Here is a 16,720-nt window from a genome sequence, read left to right as displayed (position 1 = left end):
CCAGGATCGGCTCATGAAGTCACGTGTCGCGCTCGTCACCGGCGGTGGTTCCGGCATCGGCGCAGGTGTCGCCCAGGAGCTGGCAAGCCTCGGCCACCAAGTCGCCGTGCTGGACCGCGTCATCGAGGCCGCCGGCGAAGTCGCCGACCAGATCCGCGCGTCCGGTGGCACCGCCGTAGCGGTGCGCGCGGACGTCAGCGACCCAGTCGAGGTCGCCCAGGCCGTGGACGAGGTGACGGCGGCGTTGGGGCCGGTGGGCATCCTGGTCAACAACGCCGGGTTCGCCAAGGACAACATGGTCCTGGACATGCCGCTCGACGACTGGGACGCGGTGGTGGCCACGCACCTGCGCGGCAGCTTCCTGATGCTCAAGGCCACGGCACCGGCCATGCGCGAGGCGGGGTGGGGACGCATCGTCAACATCTCGAGCATCTCCGCGCTCGGTGACGACGATCGCGTCAACTACGTCGCGGCCAAGGCGGGGCTGGAAGGCTTCACGCGCGCCGCGGCGCTGGATCTCGCCCCCTGCGGGATCACCGTGAACGCGGTCGGTCCTGGCGTCGTGCACACGGGGATGACCACGGTGAGCGCGGCACGTGCGGGGCGGACTCTCGAACAGCATCTGGAGCTGCAGGCGAAGACGATTCCGGTCGGCAGGATCGGCACACCGCACGACATCGCACGTGCCGTGTTGTTCTTCGCCGCTGAGGACGCCGACTTCGTCACCGGTCAGGTCATCTACGTCAGCGGCGGACCGCACGGTTAGAGGCCTTCGAGCGCCTCGCGCATCGGGCGCATCTTGGCGTGCGCCTCCTGCACCTCGATGTCCGGATCCGAGTCCGCGACCAGCCCGCAGCCGGCGAACAACCGTGCGGTCGACCCGCTGATCTGCGCGCACCGCAAAGCGATCCCGAGCTCTCCGTCGCCGTTGCCGTCGATCCACCCGACGGGCCCGGCGTACCGCCCGCGATCCATCCCCTCGAGCTGAGAGATCAACGTCGTCGCGTCCAGCCGGGGCGTCCCGCCCACCGCGGCCGTGGGATGCACGGCCTCGCCGAGGTGCAGCAACGACGTGGGCGCCCCCAACGTGCCGATCACGTCGCTGGACAGGTGCGACACGTTCGGCAGCCGCAGAACCGAAGGTCCCTCCACCGACATCGTTGAGCAAAAGGGCCGGAGGGTCTCCGCGAGAGAAGTGATCGCGTAGTCGTGCTCTTCGAGGTTCTTCTCCGACGACATCAACGCCGAAGCGAGCTCCTCATCGCTGACCCCGTCGTGCGGCCACGTCGTCCCGGCGAGCACCCGCGAGTCGACGACGGAACCGGTGCGGCGCAGCAGCAGCTCAGGTGTGGCCCCCACGAGCCCGTCCACCGCGTAGGCCCAGCACTCCGGATACCGCCGGGCCAGCCCCTGCAGCACGAACCGCTGGTCCAGCCGCCGATCCGTCACTGCCACCAGATCGTGAGCCAGTACGACCTTGTCGAGCTCGCCGCCGCGCATCCGGGAAACGGCCTTCCGCACAGCCTCGCGGTACTGCGTGACCGGCAGCTGGCCGTTCGCGTACCGGACGGTCGAGGGCCTGGACAGCGGCGCGACGTCCGGTGCCGTGTCCGCGGCGCCGATCGTGGTGATCCACTGCTCGCCGTTGCGGCGCCCGACCACGACCTCGGGGACGATCAGCACCGAGTCGCCCGGATCGTCGGCGAAAGCCATCGAAATGAACGCCACGGGCCCGCTGCCGGGCACTCCCAGCTCGTCGTCGACCTCGAGGTGCGAGACGAACTCCTGCCACCACTTGTCGGCCTGTGCGAACCGATCCGGGCCGCTGATCTCCAGCCGTGCGGCCTCACCCCAGCCGACCAGACCGGACCCGTCGCGCACCCAGGCGAGCGCGTGCTCCGGGTTTGGCAGCAGTCCGAGCAGGTCACCGGCGGTGTCCCGCCTCGACCGGACGCGGATTCGCTGCCGTGCTCGCGATGTGGGTGCTGAGGTCACTCTCCGACTGTATGGACCTCAACCTGAAAGCGCGGCACCCGCCCGGCTCTAGACTTCTCAGTTGTGGTGGACGACGCACTGACCAAACCGCCGCTCGGTGTACGCGTCCGCCGTGCGGTTTGCCGAACTCTGCTGGTCGTCGGTGGGGTGGTCACGCTCGTTTGCGTGCTGTTGCCCATCGCGTGCTGGCGTGATGACGTGGCCATCGAACGGTCGATGGGGCAGGCGGTCGCGCAGGTCGACTCCGTGTCCTTCAACAGGACGGTTGTGCGCTACGCCACACCGGACGGCCGCGTGATCATCCCGTCGCAGGGCGTGCTGTACCCGGCGGGTCTGCAGGTCGGGGACAACGTGCGGGTCGAGTACGACCAGACGAACCCCGAGCTGACCCGTGTCGCCGGAAGGACGGCGGTGCTGTCCCTGCTCCCCGTCGGAACCTTCCTCGTGGCCGTCTGGATCGTCATCGCGGCGGTTGTGACAGTCCTGCGCAGATTCGGCCTGCAGGTGTAACATCGGAGCATGGCGGATGACCTGGAGCTGCGCTTCGAGCGCACCGTGCAGGCCGAATCGCGCATCGAGCCGCGCGACTGGATGCCCGACGGCTACCGCAAGACCCTGATCAGGCAGATCGCCCAGCACGCCCACTCCGAGATCATCGGCATGCAGCCGGAGGGCAACTGGATCAGCCGGGCGCCCTCGCTGCGCCGCAAGGCGATCCTGCTGGCGAAGGTGCAGGACGAGGCCGGGCACGGCCTGTACCTGTACTCGGCGACCGAGACGCTCGGCGCCGACCGCGAGGACCTGACGACCAAGCTCATCGAGGGCCGCCAGAAGTACTCCTCGATCTTCAACTACCCGACCCTGACGTTCGCTGACGTCGGCGTGATCGGCTGGCTGGTCGACGGCGCCGCGATCTGCAACCAGGTGCCGCTGTGCCGCACGTCCTACGGGCCGTACGCGCGCGCCATGATCCGCATCTGCAAGGAAGAGTCGTTCCACCAGCGTCAGGGCTACGAGCTGCTGATGACGATGATGCGCGGCACCCAGCAGCAGCGCGACATGGTGCAGGACTCGGTGAACCGGTGGTGGTGGCCGGCGCTGATGATGTTCGGTCCGCCGGACGCGGAGTCCACGAACACCGAGCAGTCCATGGCGTGGCGGATCAAGCGCGACACCAACGACGAGCTGCGGCAGAAGTTCGTGAACATGAGCGTGCCGCAGGCCGAAGCGCTCGGCGTGGCGTTCCCCGATCCCGAGCTCAAGTGGAACGAAGAGCGCGGGCAGTACGACTTCGGCTCGCCGGACTGGGACGAGTTCTGGCAGGTCGTCAAGGGTGGCGGCGTCTGCAACGAGCAGCGCATCGCCCACCGCCGCAAGGCCCACGAGGACGGCGCGTGGGTCCGTGAGGCCGCTGCCGCACACGCGGCGAAGCAGGCTGTGAAGGAAGGTGCCGCGTGAGCACGTCTTGGCCGCTGTGGGAAGTGTTCGTGCGAGGCAAGCGCGGCCTGAACCACGTGCACGTCGGTTCGCTGCACGCGCCGGACGCGGAGATGGCGCTGCGCAACGCCCGTGACGTCTACACGCGTCGCAACGAAGGCGTTTCGATCTGGGTCGTGCCCGCGGCCGCGATCACGGCCTCCTCGCCGGACGAGAAGGACCCGTTCTTCGCGCCGGCCGGGGACAAGGTCTACCGGCACCCGACGTTCTACGCGATTCCCGAGGACGTGCCGCACCTATGAGCTTCGACAACGCATACGAGTCGCTCCTCGGGCACGAGGACGCGCACTGGGCGTTCGGGACGGGCTTCTCCGAGGCCCTGTCCGGCGTGAACCGCGAGTTCCCCACCGGTGTGGACCGCGACGCTCTCGCCGCGTACTGCCTGATGGTCGGTGACGACGCGTTGATCTTGTCGCAGCGGCTCTCGGAGTGGTGCTCGCGCGCTCCGGAACTCGAAGAAGACATCGCGCTGGCGAACATCGCCCTGGACCTGCTCGGCCAGGCCCGCATGCTGCTGACGCGCGCCGGTGAGGTGCTGGGCCGCGACGAGGACGCGCTGGCGTACCTGCGCGACGAACGCGAGTTCCGCAACGTGCACCTGGCCGAGATCGACTGCGGACCAGGTCCCGGCGGTGACTTCGCCACGACGATCGCGCGCCTGCTGGTGTTCTCCTCGTGGCGCCTGGCCCTCTTCTCCTGCCTGCGCGGCTCGGCGGATCCGGTGCTGGCCGCCGTGGCCGAGAAGGGCCTGAAAGAGCTGGCCTACCACCGCGACCACGCCGCCCAGTGGACCGTCCGGCTCGGCGACGGCACCGACGAGTCGCACCGCCGCATGCAGGCGGGTCTGGAGCGCGTGTGGCCGTTCGTGGACGAGCTGTTCGCAAGGCACCGCGTTGAAGCTGCGTTGACCGGTGTGGCCGTCGATCCTGCTTCGTTGCGGTCCGAAGTGGACGGTGTGCTGGACGCGGTGCTGTCGGCCGCGGGTCTTACGCGTCCTGCTGACCGTCGAGCCGCGCGCGTTGCCGGCATGGCCGGTCGCGACGGCGTGCACACCGAGGCCATGGGCTTCCTGCTCGCCGAGATGCAGCACCTGCACCGCTCGCTGCCCGGAGCGGTCTGGTGACCACGGCACTCGAGATCGCGTCGGCCGTGCGGGACCCGGAGCTCCCGGTCCTCACGCTGGCGGATCTCGGCGTGCTCCGCGAAGTGTCCGAAGAGGACGGTCGCGTGGTCGTCACCATCACCCCGACCTACTCCGGCTGCCCCGCGATCGACGAGATGGGCGCTGACCTGCGCCGAACCTTGATCTCCGCGGGCTTCTCCGAGGTCGAGGTGCGCCTGTCGCTGTCGCCGGCCTGGACGACGGACTGGATCAGCCGGGAAGGCCGTTCGAAGCTGGCCGCCGCGGGCATCGCGCCTCCTGCGCGCGTCGGGCCGTCTGCCGCGGGTCCGGTGCCGTTGAACCTGGTGCCGCCGTCACGTCAGGTCGCCTGCCCGCAGTGCGGCTCGCTGAACACCTCGGAGATTTCTCGGTTCGGCTCGACCGCGTGCAAGGCCCTGCGCCGCTGCCACGCCTGCTCCGAACCGTTCGAGCACGTCAAGGAGATCTGAGTTGTCGCCCAAAACCGGAAAGCGGGGCGCAGCCTTCCACAAGCTGACGGTCGCCCGCGTCGACCGCCTCTGCGACGACGCCGTGGCCGTCACCTTCGACGTGCCGGCTGACCTGTCGGAGGAGTTCGCCTTCGCCGCGGGCCAGTACCTGACCCTGCGCCAGGGCGACGAACGCCGCTCATACTCGATCTGCGCCCCGGCCGGTGCCGCACCCCGAATCGGCGTGCGCCGCGTCGACGGCGGCCAGTTCTCGACGTGGCTCGTCGACCGCGTCTCCCCAGGTGATGTGCTAGAAGTCCTGCCGCCCCTGGGCAAGTTCACGCCTTCCGGCGTCGGCACGCACCACGGCCTTGTGGTCGCGGGCTCGGGCATCACCCCGGCCCTGTCGATCGCCGCGACCGTGCTGGCCACAGGCGCCCGCGTGACTTTGCTGTACGGCAACCGCCGCACCGACACGGTGATGTTCGCCGACGAGCTGGCCGACCTGAAGGACCGCTACCCGGCCACGCTCCAGCTGATCCACGTCCTGTCTCGCGAACCCCGCGACGTCGAGCTCTTCACGGGCCGCCTGAACGCGGAGAAGCTCACGGCCCTGTTCGACTCCGTTGTGCCGTTCGAGGCCATCGACGAGTGGTGGCTCTGCGGCCCCTACGAGATGGTGCAGGACGCCACCGCCGTGCTGCGCGAACGCGGCGTGCCGGTAGACCGTGTGCACCACGAACTCTTCTACGTCGACGAGCCCCCGCCCCCGCCGCGTCGAGCGGAAGCCGTGGTGGAGTCCGCCGCCACCGTGACGGTGGTGCTGGACGGCAAGTCGACCACCCTGCCGTTGCCTGCTGATGAGCCGATCCTGGACGCTGCCCAACGCGTGCGCGCCGACCTGCCGTTCGCGTGCAAGGGCGGGGTGTGCGGCACGTGCCGGGCGCTGGTCACGGAGGGCAGCGTCGAGATGCGGCGCAACTACGCGCTCGACGAGTCCGAGGTGGCGGCGGGGTTCGTGCTGACGTGTCAGGCGTTGCCGACGAGCGAGTGCGTGACGGTCGACTTCGACGCCTGATCGGAGTAGCTCGTTACTCCTTTGAGACCATATGGTCCATGTGGCATGGATTTCTGGACGAGTCGCGGCGAGGTACGACCTACCTGGTTGTCGCGGTGGTCGTTCGACCGCGTGAGCTGGACAGGATCCGCAGCGCTCTGCGTCGGCTGGTGAAGCCTGGTCAACGTCGAGTGCACTTCAAGAAGGAGAGCGACTCGCGCAGGCGGGAACTTGTCGCACGGCTGCGCGGCATGGGGCTGCGGGCGGCAGTGTGGACGGTTCGCGAATCGGACGACGTCCACGCCCGTCAGCTCTGCTTGTCCGCAGCGGCGACCTGGCTCCAAGAACTCGGTGTCGCCCGGCTGGCGATCGAGAGTTGTGCGCACCAGGACGTGCGCGACCGGCAGACACTGGCCTCGGCGCTGGAGAAGGTGGACGAACCGTTCACCTACGAGCATCTGCGTCCTGCCGAGGATCCGGTCCTGTGGGCGAGTGACGCGCTCGCGTGGTGTTTCGGTGCGGGAGGCGACTGGCGGCAACGCGTCGCGCCGATGGTCGACGCTGTCGTGCGGCTCGACCAGTGCCCAGAAAGCGCGAAACCCGGCAACCGACCGTCCGGACGGTGAACCGGGTCCACTTTCGGCTCCTACTGGAACCGACAACAAAAACTATAGCAGAGCAATGGTCCGCGACCCGAGTTCTCAGGTGGTCCACGAACCGGCGCCGAACGTGGCACGATCACGAGCCATGGGGGTCGTCGTCCGCTCAGCGCTCTGGGGAGCCGCAATCGGCACCGTGCTCATGGGTGCGCTCACGACGATCGTCGAGGTCTCCGTCCCGAGCGAGAAACCGTCTTCGGTCTTCGTGACGATCATCGCGATCCTCGTCCTCGCCTTCGCGTTCGGCGGCCTCCCGGGAGCGGTGGTCGGCACGGGCGTCGGCTTCATCCGCCGTTCCGTCCAAAGTCCCAGGCAGCCGAAGCCGGCGTATCCGCCGATCCCGCAGCAGCCCTACGACATGTGGTCCGAGCTGGTCGAACGTTGCGCGGAGTCCACCAGGCGGGTCGCGGCGGCAGTGCAGACCGTGCCGAAGTCGGCCGCCAAGGACTGGCTGCAGAGGATCAGCGAGCAGCTGACGAAGGAACTCGACGACGTGCGAGGAATCGCGCAGCTGGGAAGGGCGCTGGGCGCGGTTGACCGGCAGCACCCGGTGTACCAGCGGCTGCTCAAGGCGGCACACGACTTCCACCAGTTCGAGAACGAGGTCGGCAGGGTCGCGTTGCAGATGTTCGACCACCCGGAGCTGGACGAGGCGCGCACCCATCTTGAGGTGCTCGAGAAGCAGCTGCCTCAGTTGTCGGCCTGAAGCGCGGACTGCCACCAGCCCAGCACCTCGTCCGCGGCCTCGGGGGCGGCCACCAGCAACCCGTCCACGGGTAGTTGGGCGCCTTCGCCGCGTCGGTCCAGCACGACGGCACCGGACTCCACGGCCAGTGACACGGCGCCGGCGACGTCCCACTCGTGATAGCCGTGCAGGACGGCAGCAGCTACGTGGCCCAACGCCACCTGGGCGACGGCGAGGCATTTTGAGCCCAGGACGCGCACGCCCGTGCCTGCTATCGCGGCCTTCGAGATGAACTCGCCCATGCCTGGCCACGGCCCGGATCGGGTCATCTCCGTGCACACCACCAGGGAGTCGCCCTGGCGTTCGGTCAGGCGGACCGGCTTGCCGTTCGCGCGCATGCCGCGGCCGCGGGCGGCGGCGTAGATCTGCGAGCGGTACGGGTCGGCGACCACGCCGACGACAGGGCCCCAGCGGTCCACGAGGGCGAGGCTGTAGGCGCACCACGGCATGCCCGCGGTGTAGTTCGCGGTGCCGTCGACGGGGTCGACCACCCAGCGGAACTCGGAGTCGCCGGGGACGTCGACGTCGGAGTTCTCGCAGAACACCGGGATCGAGGGGAACTCGGCCGTGAGCACACGGCGGGTGTGGCGTTCCAGGGTGCGGTCGGTGTCGGTGACCCAGTCGAACGGCGACTCGTCGGAGTCGGGACGTACGCCGCGGCCGGCGGTGGCCATGATGACGTCAGAGGCGTCGTTCGCCAGGCGACCAGCCACTTCCAGCGCGATGGACACCAGTCCGGGGTCGACTGGCTGCGCGGGACGGGACGACAAGACGGTCATGCTGGCCTAGTGTCACCGCGTCGGATGACCGGCAACCTAAGCGAAGATGACGAATCGACGATCACCTGGCCACGACGCGAGGTGTTCTGACCACGTCAAATTTCGTGTCATGCGGACTTCACACGCGCACTACAAGGTGTCTTCTGTGCGCGTAGCGATCGTGACCGAGAGCTTCCTGCCCCAGGTGAACGGGGTGACCAACTCCGTTCTCCGCGTCCTGGAGCACCTGCGCCGCAACGGACATCAAGCGATGGTCGTTGCGCCAGGTGCCGGTGCGGACGAACACCACGGCACGCCCGTCGTCAGAGTTTCGGCGGTCGACGTGCCCATGGTGACCAGCTTGCCCATCGGTGTGCCGAGCCCGAGAGTGCTCCACGCGCTCGCTGACTTCGGGCCCGACGTCGTGCACCTCGCTTCACCGTTCGTGCTGGGTGCGTACGGCCTCAGAGCAGCGCGCAAGATCGACGTGCCCACCGTCGCGGTCTATCAGACCGACGTCGCCGGGTTCGCGGGCAGCTACGGGCTCGGGCTCACCAAGCGCGCGGCGTGGCGGTGGACCAAGCGCCTCCACACGCTGGCCGACCGCACGCTGGCGCCGTCGAGCTCGGCGGTCGAGGCGCTGGAGCAGCACGGTGTGCCTCGTGTGCACCGGTGGGGCCGTGGCGTCGACATCGACCTCTTCCACCCGCGTCCGAAGCACAACGACGAGCTCACCGTGGGCTATGTCGGCCGCCTCGCCCCGGAGAAGCAGGTGCACAGGCTCAAGGAGGTCCACGACCTGCCTGGCGTGAAGCTGCGGGTCGTCGGCGACGGCCCTGATCGCGAGCAGCTCGAGAAGGACCTGCCCAACGCCGAGTTCCTCGGCTTCCGCACCGGGCCCGCCCTCGCCGAGGCCTACGCCTCGCTGGACGCCTTCATCCACACCGGTCCGCACGAGACGTTCTGCCAGGCCGTGCAGGAGGCGCTCGCGACCGGTCTGCCGGTGCTCGCGCCGAACGCCGGCGGCCCGCGCGACCTGGTTCAGCACGGCCGGACCGGGTACCTGTTCGAGGACGACATCGCACAGTACGTGGACCTGCTGCGCGACCCGCTGCGGCGCAAGCGGTTCGGTCTCGCCGCCCGCAAGTCGGTGCTGTCCCGCACGTGGCCTGCGATCTGTGACGAGTTGATCGGCCACTACTCTGCAGTGATCGGACTAACTCACCAGGCGGCCGCTTGAGGATCGTTCAGCTGGCCAACTTCTACGGGCCCAAGTCGGGCGGACTCCGCACGGCACTGCACCACCTGGGCACCGGTTACGTGCAGGCCGGCCACGAGGTGGTGCTGGTCGTGCCGGGCGACGGCCGCGCGGACGAGGTGCTGCCCGGCGGCGTCCGGCGCATCACCCTGCCCGCCGTCAAGATCCCGTACACCGGCGGCTACCGCGTCGTGGACCCGTGGCGCGTGAAGTCGCTGGTGGAACACCTCAAGCCCGACCGGCTGGAGGTCTCCGACCGGCTGACGTTGCGCGGCATGGGCGCGTGGGCGAGCGAGCGCGACATCCCGAACATCGTGATCTCCCACGAACGCCTCGACCGCCTGCTGCGGTTCGTGCTGCCTCCCGGCCCTGCCGAGCGCGGTGCCGACTGGGCGAACCGCCGCATGGCTGCCTCCTACGACACCGTCGTGTGCACGACGGGTTTCGCCCGCGAGGAGTTCGACCGCATCGGCGCCCGCAACGTCACGCAGGTGCCGCTCGGCGTCGACCTCACCACGTTCACGCCGAGCCGTCACTCCGTCGACCTTCGCCGGGATCTCCTGCAGGGCAGGGAGAGCCTGCTCATCCACTGTGGACGGTTGTCGCCGGAGAAGCACGTGGAACGCTCCGTCGACACGCTGGCAGAACTGCACGAGCAGGGCCACTCGGCGCGGCTGGTGATCGCCGGTGACGGGCCGCGCAGATCGTTCCTGGAGAAGCGCGCGGTCGGTTTGCCGGTGACGTTCCTCGGCTTTGTGAAGTCACGTCTGGACGTCGCGTCGCTGCTCGCCTCAGCGGATCTCTCGCTGGCGCCGGGCCCGCACGAGACGTTCGGCCTGGCCGCGCTGGAGGCCTTGGCCAGCGGCACGCCGGTCGTCGTCAGCCAGAGCAGCGCGCTCAAGGAGATCGTCCAACCGTCGTGCGGCGCGGCCGTCGACGACCACGCCACGGCGTTCGCGAACGCCGCCCAACAACTCCTCGAAACCGGCTCACGGGAAGCCGCGCGGGCACGGGCGGAGGAATACCCCTGGCACGCGGCGGTCGACGGCATGCTGACCGCCCTGAAGGTGCCCTGAAGACGATCTCAGCGACCCTGACTTAGGCTCTTGACTATGTCGCGAGCCGGCTTGGACAAGAACCCCCGCGAGGTCGCCGAGATGTTCGACGGCGTGGCCAAGGGCTACGACCGCACGAACTCGGTCATGACGCTGGGCTTCGACCGCCGCTGGAGGGAGTGGAGCAGGCGCGTGCTCGACGCCCGCCCCGGCGAGAAGGTCCTCGACCTCGCCGCCGGCACCGCGGTGTCCACCGTCGAGTACGCCGCGTCCGGCGCCTGGTGCGTCGCCGCCGACTTCTCCGTCGGCATGCTCGCCTCCGGCGCCCACCGCCGCGTGCCCAAGGTCGCCGCCGACGCCCTGCGCCTGCCCTTCAAGGACAACTCGTTCGACGCCGTCACGGTGTCCTTCGGCATCCGCAACTTCAACGACACGGTCGTCGCCCTGGAGGAGATGGCCCGCGTCACCAAGCCCGGCGGCCGCATGGTGATCTGCGAGGTCTCCACGCCGGTGTGGAAGCCGTTCCGCTTCGTCTACATGCGGTACCTGCTCAAGCTGCTGCCGTTCATCGCGAAGTTCGTGTCGAGCAACCCGGTGGCCTACTCCTACCTGGCCGAGTCCATGGCCACCTGGCCGGACCAGCGCTCGCTGGGCGAGCTCATCGCCAAGGCGGGCTGGGAGGACGTCGCCTGGTTCAACCTGACCGGCGGCATGGTGGCCCTGCACCGCGCGACGAAGCCGGAGCCGAAGGCGGAAGAGCCGACGCCCTGACCCTCAGCGAACGCCGGTTAGAGTCGCGAGCAGAGCTGTGAGCTGTGACCGGTACACGTTAGGGAGTCTGGATGAGCAGGCGCGGGATCAACGAGGACGCCGACGTCATCGTGGTGGGGGCGGGACCGGCGGGCTCGACCGCGGCGACCTACCTGGCCAGGGCGGGCCTCGACGTCCTCCTCCTCGAGAAGAGCTCCTTCCCCAGGGAGAAGGTCTGCGGAGACGGTCTCACCCCCCGCGGCGTCAAGCAGCTGATCGACCTGGGCATCGACACCCGCGAAGACAACGGCTGGCTGCACAACAAGGGGCTCAGGGTCGTCGGCGGTGGCGTCACGATGGAGCTCGACTGGCCGGACCTGGCCACGTTCCCCAACTACGGCGTCGTCCGCCCGCGCATGGACTTCGACGAGATGCTCGCGAACACGGCGAAGGCGGCCGGCGCGCGCATGCACGAGAACACCACGGTCACCAAGGCCATCATCGAGAACGGCCGGGTCGTCGGCGTCGAAGCCAAGCAGGGGCCCGAGAAGAACCCCGTCACCTACCGCGCCCCGATCGTCGTCGGCTGCGACGGCGTCTCGGCGAGGCTCGCCCTCTCCGTGGGGCTCCAGAAGGACGACGCCAAGCCCATGGGCGTCGCGGTCCGCCGCTACTACGCGAGCCCGCGGACCAAGGACGACTACCTCGAGTCGCACCTGGAGCTGTGGGCGCCTGACGGCCAGCTCTTGCCCGGCTACGGCTGGATCTTCGGCATGGGCGACGGCAGCGTCAACGTCGCCTCGGCATTCTCAGCACGTCAAAGGCCTACGGCACCACGGACTACCGGCAACTTCTCCGCAGCTGGCTGGACGGAACGCCCGAGGAGTGGGGCTTCCGTGAGGAGAACGCGACGAGCCGCATCGGTGGCGCCGCGCTCCCCATGGGCCTCAACCGCAAGCCGCACTACCGGGCGGGACTGGTCCTCGTCGGCGACGCCGGCGGCATGGTCAACCCGTTCAACGGCGAGGGCATCGGCTACGCCATGGAGTCGGCCAAGATCGCGAGCGAGTCGATCGTCCAGGCCCTCGCGCGGACCGGCGTCAACCGTGAACGCGCGCTGCACGGCTACCCGGTCCGGATCGAACAGGCGCTCGGCAGTTACTACCGGCTCGGCAACGTCTTCTCGAAGCTCATCGGGAACCCGGCGGTCATGCGGACCGCAACGAAGTACGGAATGCCGCGAAAGCGCCTGATGAAACTCGTGCTCAAGCTGCTCGCGGGCCTCTACGACCCCAAGGACGGCGACTCAATGGACCGCCTGATCGTGGCCGCCACGAAGCTCGCGCCGACGGCGTAAATTACTCCGAACAGGCGACGGCACCGGCTCAATACGAGCCGGTGCCGTTTCGCATGTGTCGTCCAAGTTAAAGCCCCAGGTCAGACCCTGTGATCTAGGTCATTTACAGGCGTTCTACACTGGCGATCGACCTTGTGAATCACTTCACAACAGTGTGAGAGAGCTTGTGAACTGTTTCACAAGCGTTCGTTAGGTTCGCCTAACAAACGAGTCGCAGAACTACACCCATAGGGTGCGCCTCGACCGCGAGGAAAGGACGACGGAGCGTGCTGGACCCTTACCTCCCCCTCGTATTGATGTTCGCGCTCGCCGGGGCGTTCGCACTGTTCTCGGTGACCGCAGCGCCCTACATCGGACCCCGCCGCTACAACCGGGCCAAGCTCGACGCCTACGAGTGCGGCATCGAGCCGAGCCCGCAGCCGGTCGTGGGTGGTGGGCGCATGCCCGTCGCCTACTACCTGACGGCGATGCTCTTCATCTTGTTCGACATCGAAATGGTCTTCCTCTACCCGTTCGCCGTGGCTGCCGACAAGCTCGGCCTGTTCGGGCTGGTGGAGATCGTCCTGTTCGTCGCAACGGTCGGCTTCGCATACGTCTACGTGTGGCGTCGCGGCGGCCTCGACTGGAACTGAGGAAGTCATGGGTCTCGAGGAGAAGCTCCCGAACGGCATCCTGCTGGTCAGCGTCGAGAAGCTGGTCAACTGGACCCGCAAGTCCTCGCTGTGGCCTGCCACCTTCGGCCTGGCCTGCTGCGCCATCGAGATGATGACCACGGGCGGTCCGCGCTACGACCTCGCCCGCTTCGGCATGGAGGTCTTCAGGGCCTCACCGCGCCAGGCGGACCTGATGATCGTCGCCGGCCGCGTCACCAACAAGATGGCGCCGGTGCTGCGACAGATCTACGACCAGATGCCCGAGCCGCGCTGGGTGCTGGCGATGGGCGTGTGTGCCAGCAGTGGCGGCATGTTCAACAACTACGCGGTGGTGCAGGGCGTCGACCACATCGTGCCCGTCGACATGTACCTGCCGGGCTGCCCGCCGCGGCCGGAGATGCTGATGGACGCGATCCTCAAGATCCACGCCAAGATCATGGACGAGCCGCTGAACGCCGTGCGGGCCAAGGCACTCGCCGACTCGGGCTACCGCACCGATCTCATCCCGTCCTCCGAGCGTTTTGCGAGGAAGAAGTGACCGAGCCAGGGGGAGAGCACTCCAGCGCCGACCGCGCTGTCGAAGGGCTCGAGAAGACCAATGGCGCCGAAGCGAAGGCGCCGATCTTCGCCGGTAAGGAACGCAAGGGCCTCTTCGGCGTCTCCGGTTCCGGTGACACGTCGGGCTTCGGTGGCCTGCGCCTGCCCGCGCACGTGGCGGCGCCCTCCGAGCGCCCGTTCGGGGGCTGGTTCGACGAGGTCGCCGACGAGCTGTTCGCCGCGATCAGCGACAAGGGCCTGCCGGCCGACACGGTGCAGCAGGTGACGGTCGACCGCGGTGAGATCACCTTCTACCTCAGGCCGGAGACGTTGCTGGAGGTCGCGCGGATCCTGCGCGACACCCCGTCGCTGCGCTTCGAGCTCTGCAGCTCCGTGTCCGGTGTGGACTACGGCGCCGACGTCCCGCAGCGCCTGCACTCGGTCACGCACCTGACGTCGATGACGTACCGCCGCCGCATCCGGCTGGAGGTCGCGGTCGACGTCGAGAACCCGCACGTGCCGAGCCTCGTCGAGGTCTACCCGACGGCGGACTGGCAGGAGCGCGAGACCTGGGACATGTTCGGGATCATCTACGACGGTCACCCCGGACTGACCCGCATCCTCATGCCGGACGACTGGGACGGTCACCCGCAGCGCAAGAACTACCCGCTGGGCGGCATCCCCGTCGAGTACAAGGGCGCGGAGATTCCTCCGCCGGACCAGAGGCGGTCGTACTCATGACCGAGCGACTTTCCGACGTCACCACGGGTACCAACACCGAGATGCCAGAAGAGATCGCCGAGTCCCGCAGGACCACCGAGGGCACCGTCTACACGGTGACCGGCGGCGACTGGGACGACGTGCTCGCGGACGCGGTCCACGACGAGCGCATCGTCATGAACCTCGGCCCGCAGCACCCGTCGACGCACGGTGTGCTTCGCCTGATCCTGGAGCTCGAGGGCGAGACGGTCACGCACGCTCGCAGCGTCGTCGGTTACCTGCACACCGGTATCGAGAAGAACGTCGAGTACCGCAACTGGGTCCAGGGCGTCACGTTCGTGACGCGCACGGACTACCTGGCGCCGCTGCACCACGAGGCCGCGTACTGCATGGCCACGGAGAAGCTGCTCGGCATCACGGTTCCCGACCGGGCGCAGGCGATCCGCGTGCTGCTGATGGAGCTCAACCGGATCAGCTCGCACCTCGTCGCGCTCGCCACCGGCGGCATGGAGCTCGGTGCCCTCACGGGCATGACCTCCGGCTTCCGCGAGCGCGAGGAAGTGCTGCACCTGCTGGAGCACCTCACCGGTCTGCGCATGAACCACGCGTTCATCCGGCCCGGCGGCCTCGCGCAGGACCTGCCGAGCGACTCGATCGAGAAGATCAACGCGTTCCTCAAGATCATGCACAAGCGCTTGCCGGACTACGACAAGCTGCTCACCGGTCAGCCGATCTGGCGCAACCGCATGGCCGGCGTCGGGTACCTGCCCGTCGACGCGTGCCTCGCGCTCGGCATCACCGGCCCGATCCTGCGTTCCGCGGGTCTGGCCTGGGACCTGCGCAAGATCGAGCCGTACTGCGGCTACGAGAACTACCAGTTCGACGTGCCGACCTCGAACGCGGCGGACTGCTTCGCGCGGTACCTGCTGCGCCTCGAGGAGATGCACCAGTCGCTGCGGATCATCAAGCAGGTCGTGAAGAGCCTGCCGACCGGTCCGGTGATGGTCGAGGACGCGAAGATCGCGTGGCCCGCGCAGCTCACGATCGGCAGCGACGGCATGGGCAACTCGCTCGAGCACGTCCGCAAGATCATGGGCCAGTCCATGGAGTCCCTGATCCACCACTTCAAGCTGGTGACCGAGGGCTTCAAGGTGCCGGCCGGCCAGGTGTACGTGCCGGTCGAGTCGCCGCGCGGCGAGCTGGGCTACCACGTCGTCTCCGACGGCGGCACCCGTCCGATGCGCGTGCACCTGCGCGAGCCCAGTTTCATCAACCTCCAGTCGATGCCCGCGATGTGCGAGGGCGGCATGGTCGCCGACGTGATCGCGTCCGTCGCCTCGATCGACCCGGTGATGGGTGGTTGCGACCGATGACTCAAGCTCCAGAGAGCACCACTTTCGACCAGTCCACTGTGGACCGCGCGCAGGCGATCGTCGCCCGCTACCCGCAGGCCCGCAGTGCGCTGCTCCCGATGCTGCACCTGGTGCAGTCGGTCGAGGGGTATGTCTCCCAGGACGGCATCCGGTTCTGCGCCGGGCAGCTCGACCTGAGCGAGGCCGAGGTCAGCGCGGTCGCGACGTTCTACACGATGTACAAGCGCCGCCCGTGCGGTGAGCACCTGGTCAGCGTGTGCACGAACACGCTGTGCGCGGCGCTCGGCGGCGACGAGATCTACTCGACCCTCAAGAGCCACCTCGGTGTGGGTCACGAGGAGACCGCGGGCGAGCCGGGCACGCCGGGCTCGATCACCCTGGAGCACGCCGAGTGCCTCGCCGCGTGCGACCTCGGCCCGGTGCTGCAGGTGAACTACGAGTTCTACGACAACCAGACGCCGGACAAGGCGCTGGGCCTCGTGAAGGCGTTGCAGTCGGGGGAGAAGCCCGCTCCGACCCGCGGCGCTCCGCTCACCGATTTCAAGCAGGCGGAACTCCAGCTCGCCGGCTTCTTCGAGGGCCGCGACGCGGACCTCGACGGACCGTCGGCGGCACCGGAGACGTTGCGCGGCGCGCAGATCGCCAAGGACCGCGGCTGGGACGCGCCGAAGATGCCGGCCAACGCCGAGTTCCCCGCCCTGCCGGAAAAGAAGTAG

19 protein-coding genes and 1 pseudogene are annotated in these 16,720 nt (G+C 68.5%); 18 read left to right on the top strand and 2 right to left on the bottom strand.

Features of this window, described 5'->3' with window-relative positions:
• The first annotated feature begins 13 nt into the window (after positions 1-13).
• On the top strand, positions 14-766 hold the full coding sequence (locus FXN61_RS17285) for an SDR family NAD(P)-dependent oxidoreductase (RefSeq protein ID WP_223165489.1): 753 nt from the start codon (positions 14-16) through the stop codon (positions 764-766).
• On the opposite strand, the gene FXN61_RS17280 is transcribed toward FXN61_RS17285, so the two are convergent.
• Positions 763-1,995, bottom strand: a complete 1,233-nt coding sequence (locus FXN61_RS17280) for an isochorismate synthase (protein WP_167975098.1) — start codon at positions 1,993-1,995, stop codon at positions 763-765. The genes FXN61_RS17285 and FXN61_RS17280 overlap by 4 nt on opposite strands.
• Before the next feature lie 165 nt (positions 1,996-2,160).
• On the opposite strand from FXN61_RS17280, the gene FXN61_RS17275 reads away from it, so the two are divergent.
• The 8 genes from FXN61_RS17275 to FXN61_RS17240 all read left to right on the top strand — a co-directional run bounded on the left by FXN61_RS17275 (position 2,161) and on the right by FXN61_RS17240 (position 7,504).
• Positions 2,161-2,505 carry a DUF3592 domain-containing protein gene (locus tag FXN61_RS17275; RefSeq protein ID WP_446684940.1) on the top strand — a complete coding sequence of 115 codons (345 nt, stop codon included), beginning with the start codon at positions 2,161-2,163 and terminating at the stop codon, positions 2,503-2,505.
• Positions 2,506-2,514: 9 nt separating this feature from the next.
• A complete protein-coding gene (paaA, locus tag FXN61_RS17270; RefSeq protein ID WP_167975097.1) occupies positions 2,515-3,453 on the top strand; it encodes a 1,2-phenylacetyl-CoA epoxidase subunit PaaA in 939 nt (312 codons plus the stop codon).
• Positions 3,450-3,734, top strand: coding sequence for a 1,2-phenylacetyl-CoA epoxidase subunit PaaB (paaB, locus tag FXN61_RS17265; protein ID WP_167975096.1), 285 nt, complete (start codon positions 3,450-3,452; stop codon positions 3,732-3,734). Before paaA ends, paaB begins: the two co-directional genes overlap by 4 nt.
• Positions 3,731-4,615 (top strand): 1,2-phenylacetyl-CoA epoxidase subunit PaaC, encoded by an 885-nt coding sequence (gene paaC / locus FXN61_RS17260; protein WP_167975095.1) that lies wholly within the window; start codon positions 3,731-3,733, stop codon positions 4,613-4,615. Before paaB ends, paaC begins: the two co-directional genes overlap by 4 nt.
• A complete protein-coding gene (paaD, locus tag FXN61_RS17255) occupies positions 4,612-5,103 on the top strand; it encodes a 1,2-phenylacetyl-CoA epoxidase subunit PaaD (RefSeq protein ID WP_167975094.1) in 492 nt (163 codons plus the stop codon). Before paaC ends, paaD begins: the two co-directional genes overlap by 4 nt.
• 1 nt (position 5,104) lies before the next feature.
• Complete coding sequence (paaE, locus tag FXN61_RS17250) at positions 5,105-6,160, top strand: 1,2-phenylacetyl-CoA epoxidase subunit PaaE (RefSeq protein ID WP_167975093.1); 1,056 nt, start codon at positions 5,105-5,107, stop codon at positions 6,158-6,160.
• A gap of 38 nt (positions 6,161-6,198) precedes the next feature.
• Positions 6,199-6,765: a PI-PLC domain-containing protein gene (locus tag FXN61_RS17245; RefSeq protein WP_167975092.1), complete on the top strand. Its 567-nt coding sequence runs from the start codon at positions 6,199-6,201 to the stop codon at positions 6,763-6,765.
• Positions 6,766-6,886: 121 nt separating this feature from the next.
• Positions 6,887-7,504, top strand: coding sequence for a hypothetical protein (locus FXN61_RS17240; RefSeq protein ID WP_167975091.1), 618 nt, complete (start codon positions 6,887-6,889; stop codon positions 7,502-7,504).
• Here FXN61_RS17240 and FXN61_RS17235 read toward each other — a convergent pair.
• Positions 7,489-8,322 carry an inositol monophosphatase family protein gene (locus FXN61_RS17235; RefSeq protein WP_167975090.1) on the bottom strand — a complete coding sequence of 278 codons (834 nt, stop codon included), beginning with the start codon at positions 8,320-8,322 and terminating at the stop codon, positions 7,489-7,491. The genes FXN61_RS17240 and FXN61_RS17235 overlap by 16 nt on opposite strands.
• A gap of 109 nt (positions 8,323-8,431) precedes the next feature.
• Here FXN61_RS17235 and FXN61_RS17230 point away from each other — a divergent pair, with 109 nt between their 5' ends.
• The 9 genes and pseudogenes from FXN61_RS17230 to nuoE all read left to right on the top strand — a co-directional run bounded on the left by FXN61_RS17230 (position 8,432) and on the right by nuoE (position 16,720).
• Positions 8,432-9,541, top strand: coding sequence for a glycosyltransferase family 4 protein (locus FXN61_RS17230; protein WP_188135155.1), 1,110 nt, complete (start codon positions 8,432-8,434; stop codon positions 9,539-9,541).
• Complete coding sequence (locus FXN61_RS17225) at positions 9,538-10,635, top strand: glycosyltransferase (RefSeq protein WP_167975089.1); 1,098 nt, start codon at positions 9,538-9,540, stop codon at positions 10,633-10,635. Before FXN61_RS17230 ends, FXN61_RS17225 begins: the two co-directional genes overlap by 4 nt.
• 36 nt (positions 10,636-10,671) lie before the next feature.
• The gene (locus FXN61_RS17220; protein ID WP_167975088.1) at positions 10,672-11,385 is read left to right on the top strand and encodes a demethylmenaquinone methyltransferase; all 714 of its coding nucleotides are present in this window, start codon (positions 10,672-10,674) and stop codon (positions 11,383-11,385) included.
• 71 nt (positions 11,386-11,456) lie between these two features.
• A pseudogene (locus FXN61_RS17215) lies at positions 11,457-12,721 on the top strand (geranylgeranyl reductase family protein).
• Between the two features lie 266 nt (positions 12,722-12,987).
• A complete protein-coding gene (locus FXN61_RS17210) occupies positions 12,988-13,353 on the top strand; it encodes an NADH-quinone oxidoreductase subunit A (RefSeq protein ID WP_167975087.1) in 366 nt (121 codons plus the stop codon).
• Positions 13,354-13,360: 7 nt separating this feature from the next.
• Complete coding sequence (locus FXN61_RS17205) at positions 13,361-13,912, top strand: NuoB/complex I 20 kDa subunit family protein (RefSeq protein ID WP_188135154.1); 552 nt, start codon at positions 13,361-13,363, stop codon at positions 13,910-13,912.
• On the top strand, positions 13,909-14,652 hold the full coding sequence (locus tag FXN61_RS17200; protein ID WP_312877798.1) for an NADH-quinone oxidoreductase subunit C: 744 nt from the start codon (positions 13,909-13,911) through the stop codon (positions 14,650-14,652). The genes FXN61_RS17205 and FXN61_RS17200 overlap by 4 nt, the downstream gene beginning before the upstream one ends.
• Positions 14,649-16,004: an NADH-quinone oxidoreductase subunit D gene (locus FXN61_RS17195; RefSeq protein ID WP_167975086.1), complete on the top strand. Its 1,356-nt coding sequence runs from the start codon at positions 14,649-14,651 to the stop codon at positions 16,002-16,004. Before FXN61_RS17200 ends, FXN61_RS17195 begins: the two co-directional genes overlap by 4 nt.
• A complete protein-coding gene (gene nuoE, locus FXN61_RS17190) occupies positions 16,001-16,720 on the top strand; it encodes an NADH-quinone oxidoreductase subunit NuoE (RefSeq protein ID WP_167975085.1) in 720 nt (239 codons plus the stop codon). Before FXN61_RS17195 ends, nuoE begins: the two co-directional genes overlap by 4 nt.

The organism is Lentzea indica, from assembly GCF_012184385.1.
Classification (GTDB): Bacteria; Actinomycetota; Actinomycetes; order Mycobacteriales; family Pseudonocardiaceae; genus Lentzea; species Lentzea indica.
Note: the sequence above shows the minus strand (reverse complement) of the source record. Positions and strands in the feature narration are given on the sequence as shown.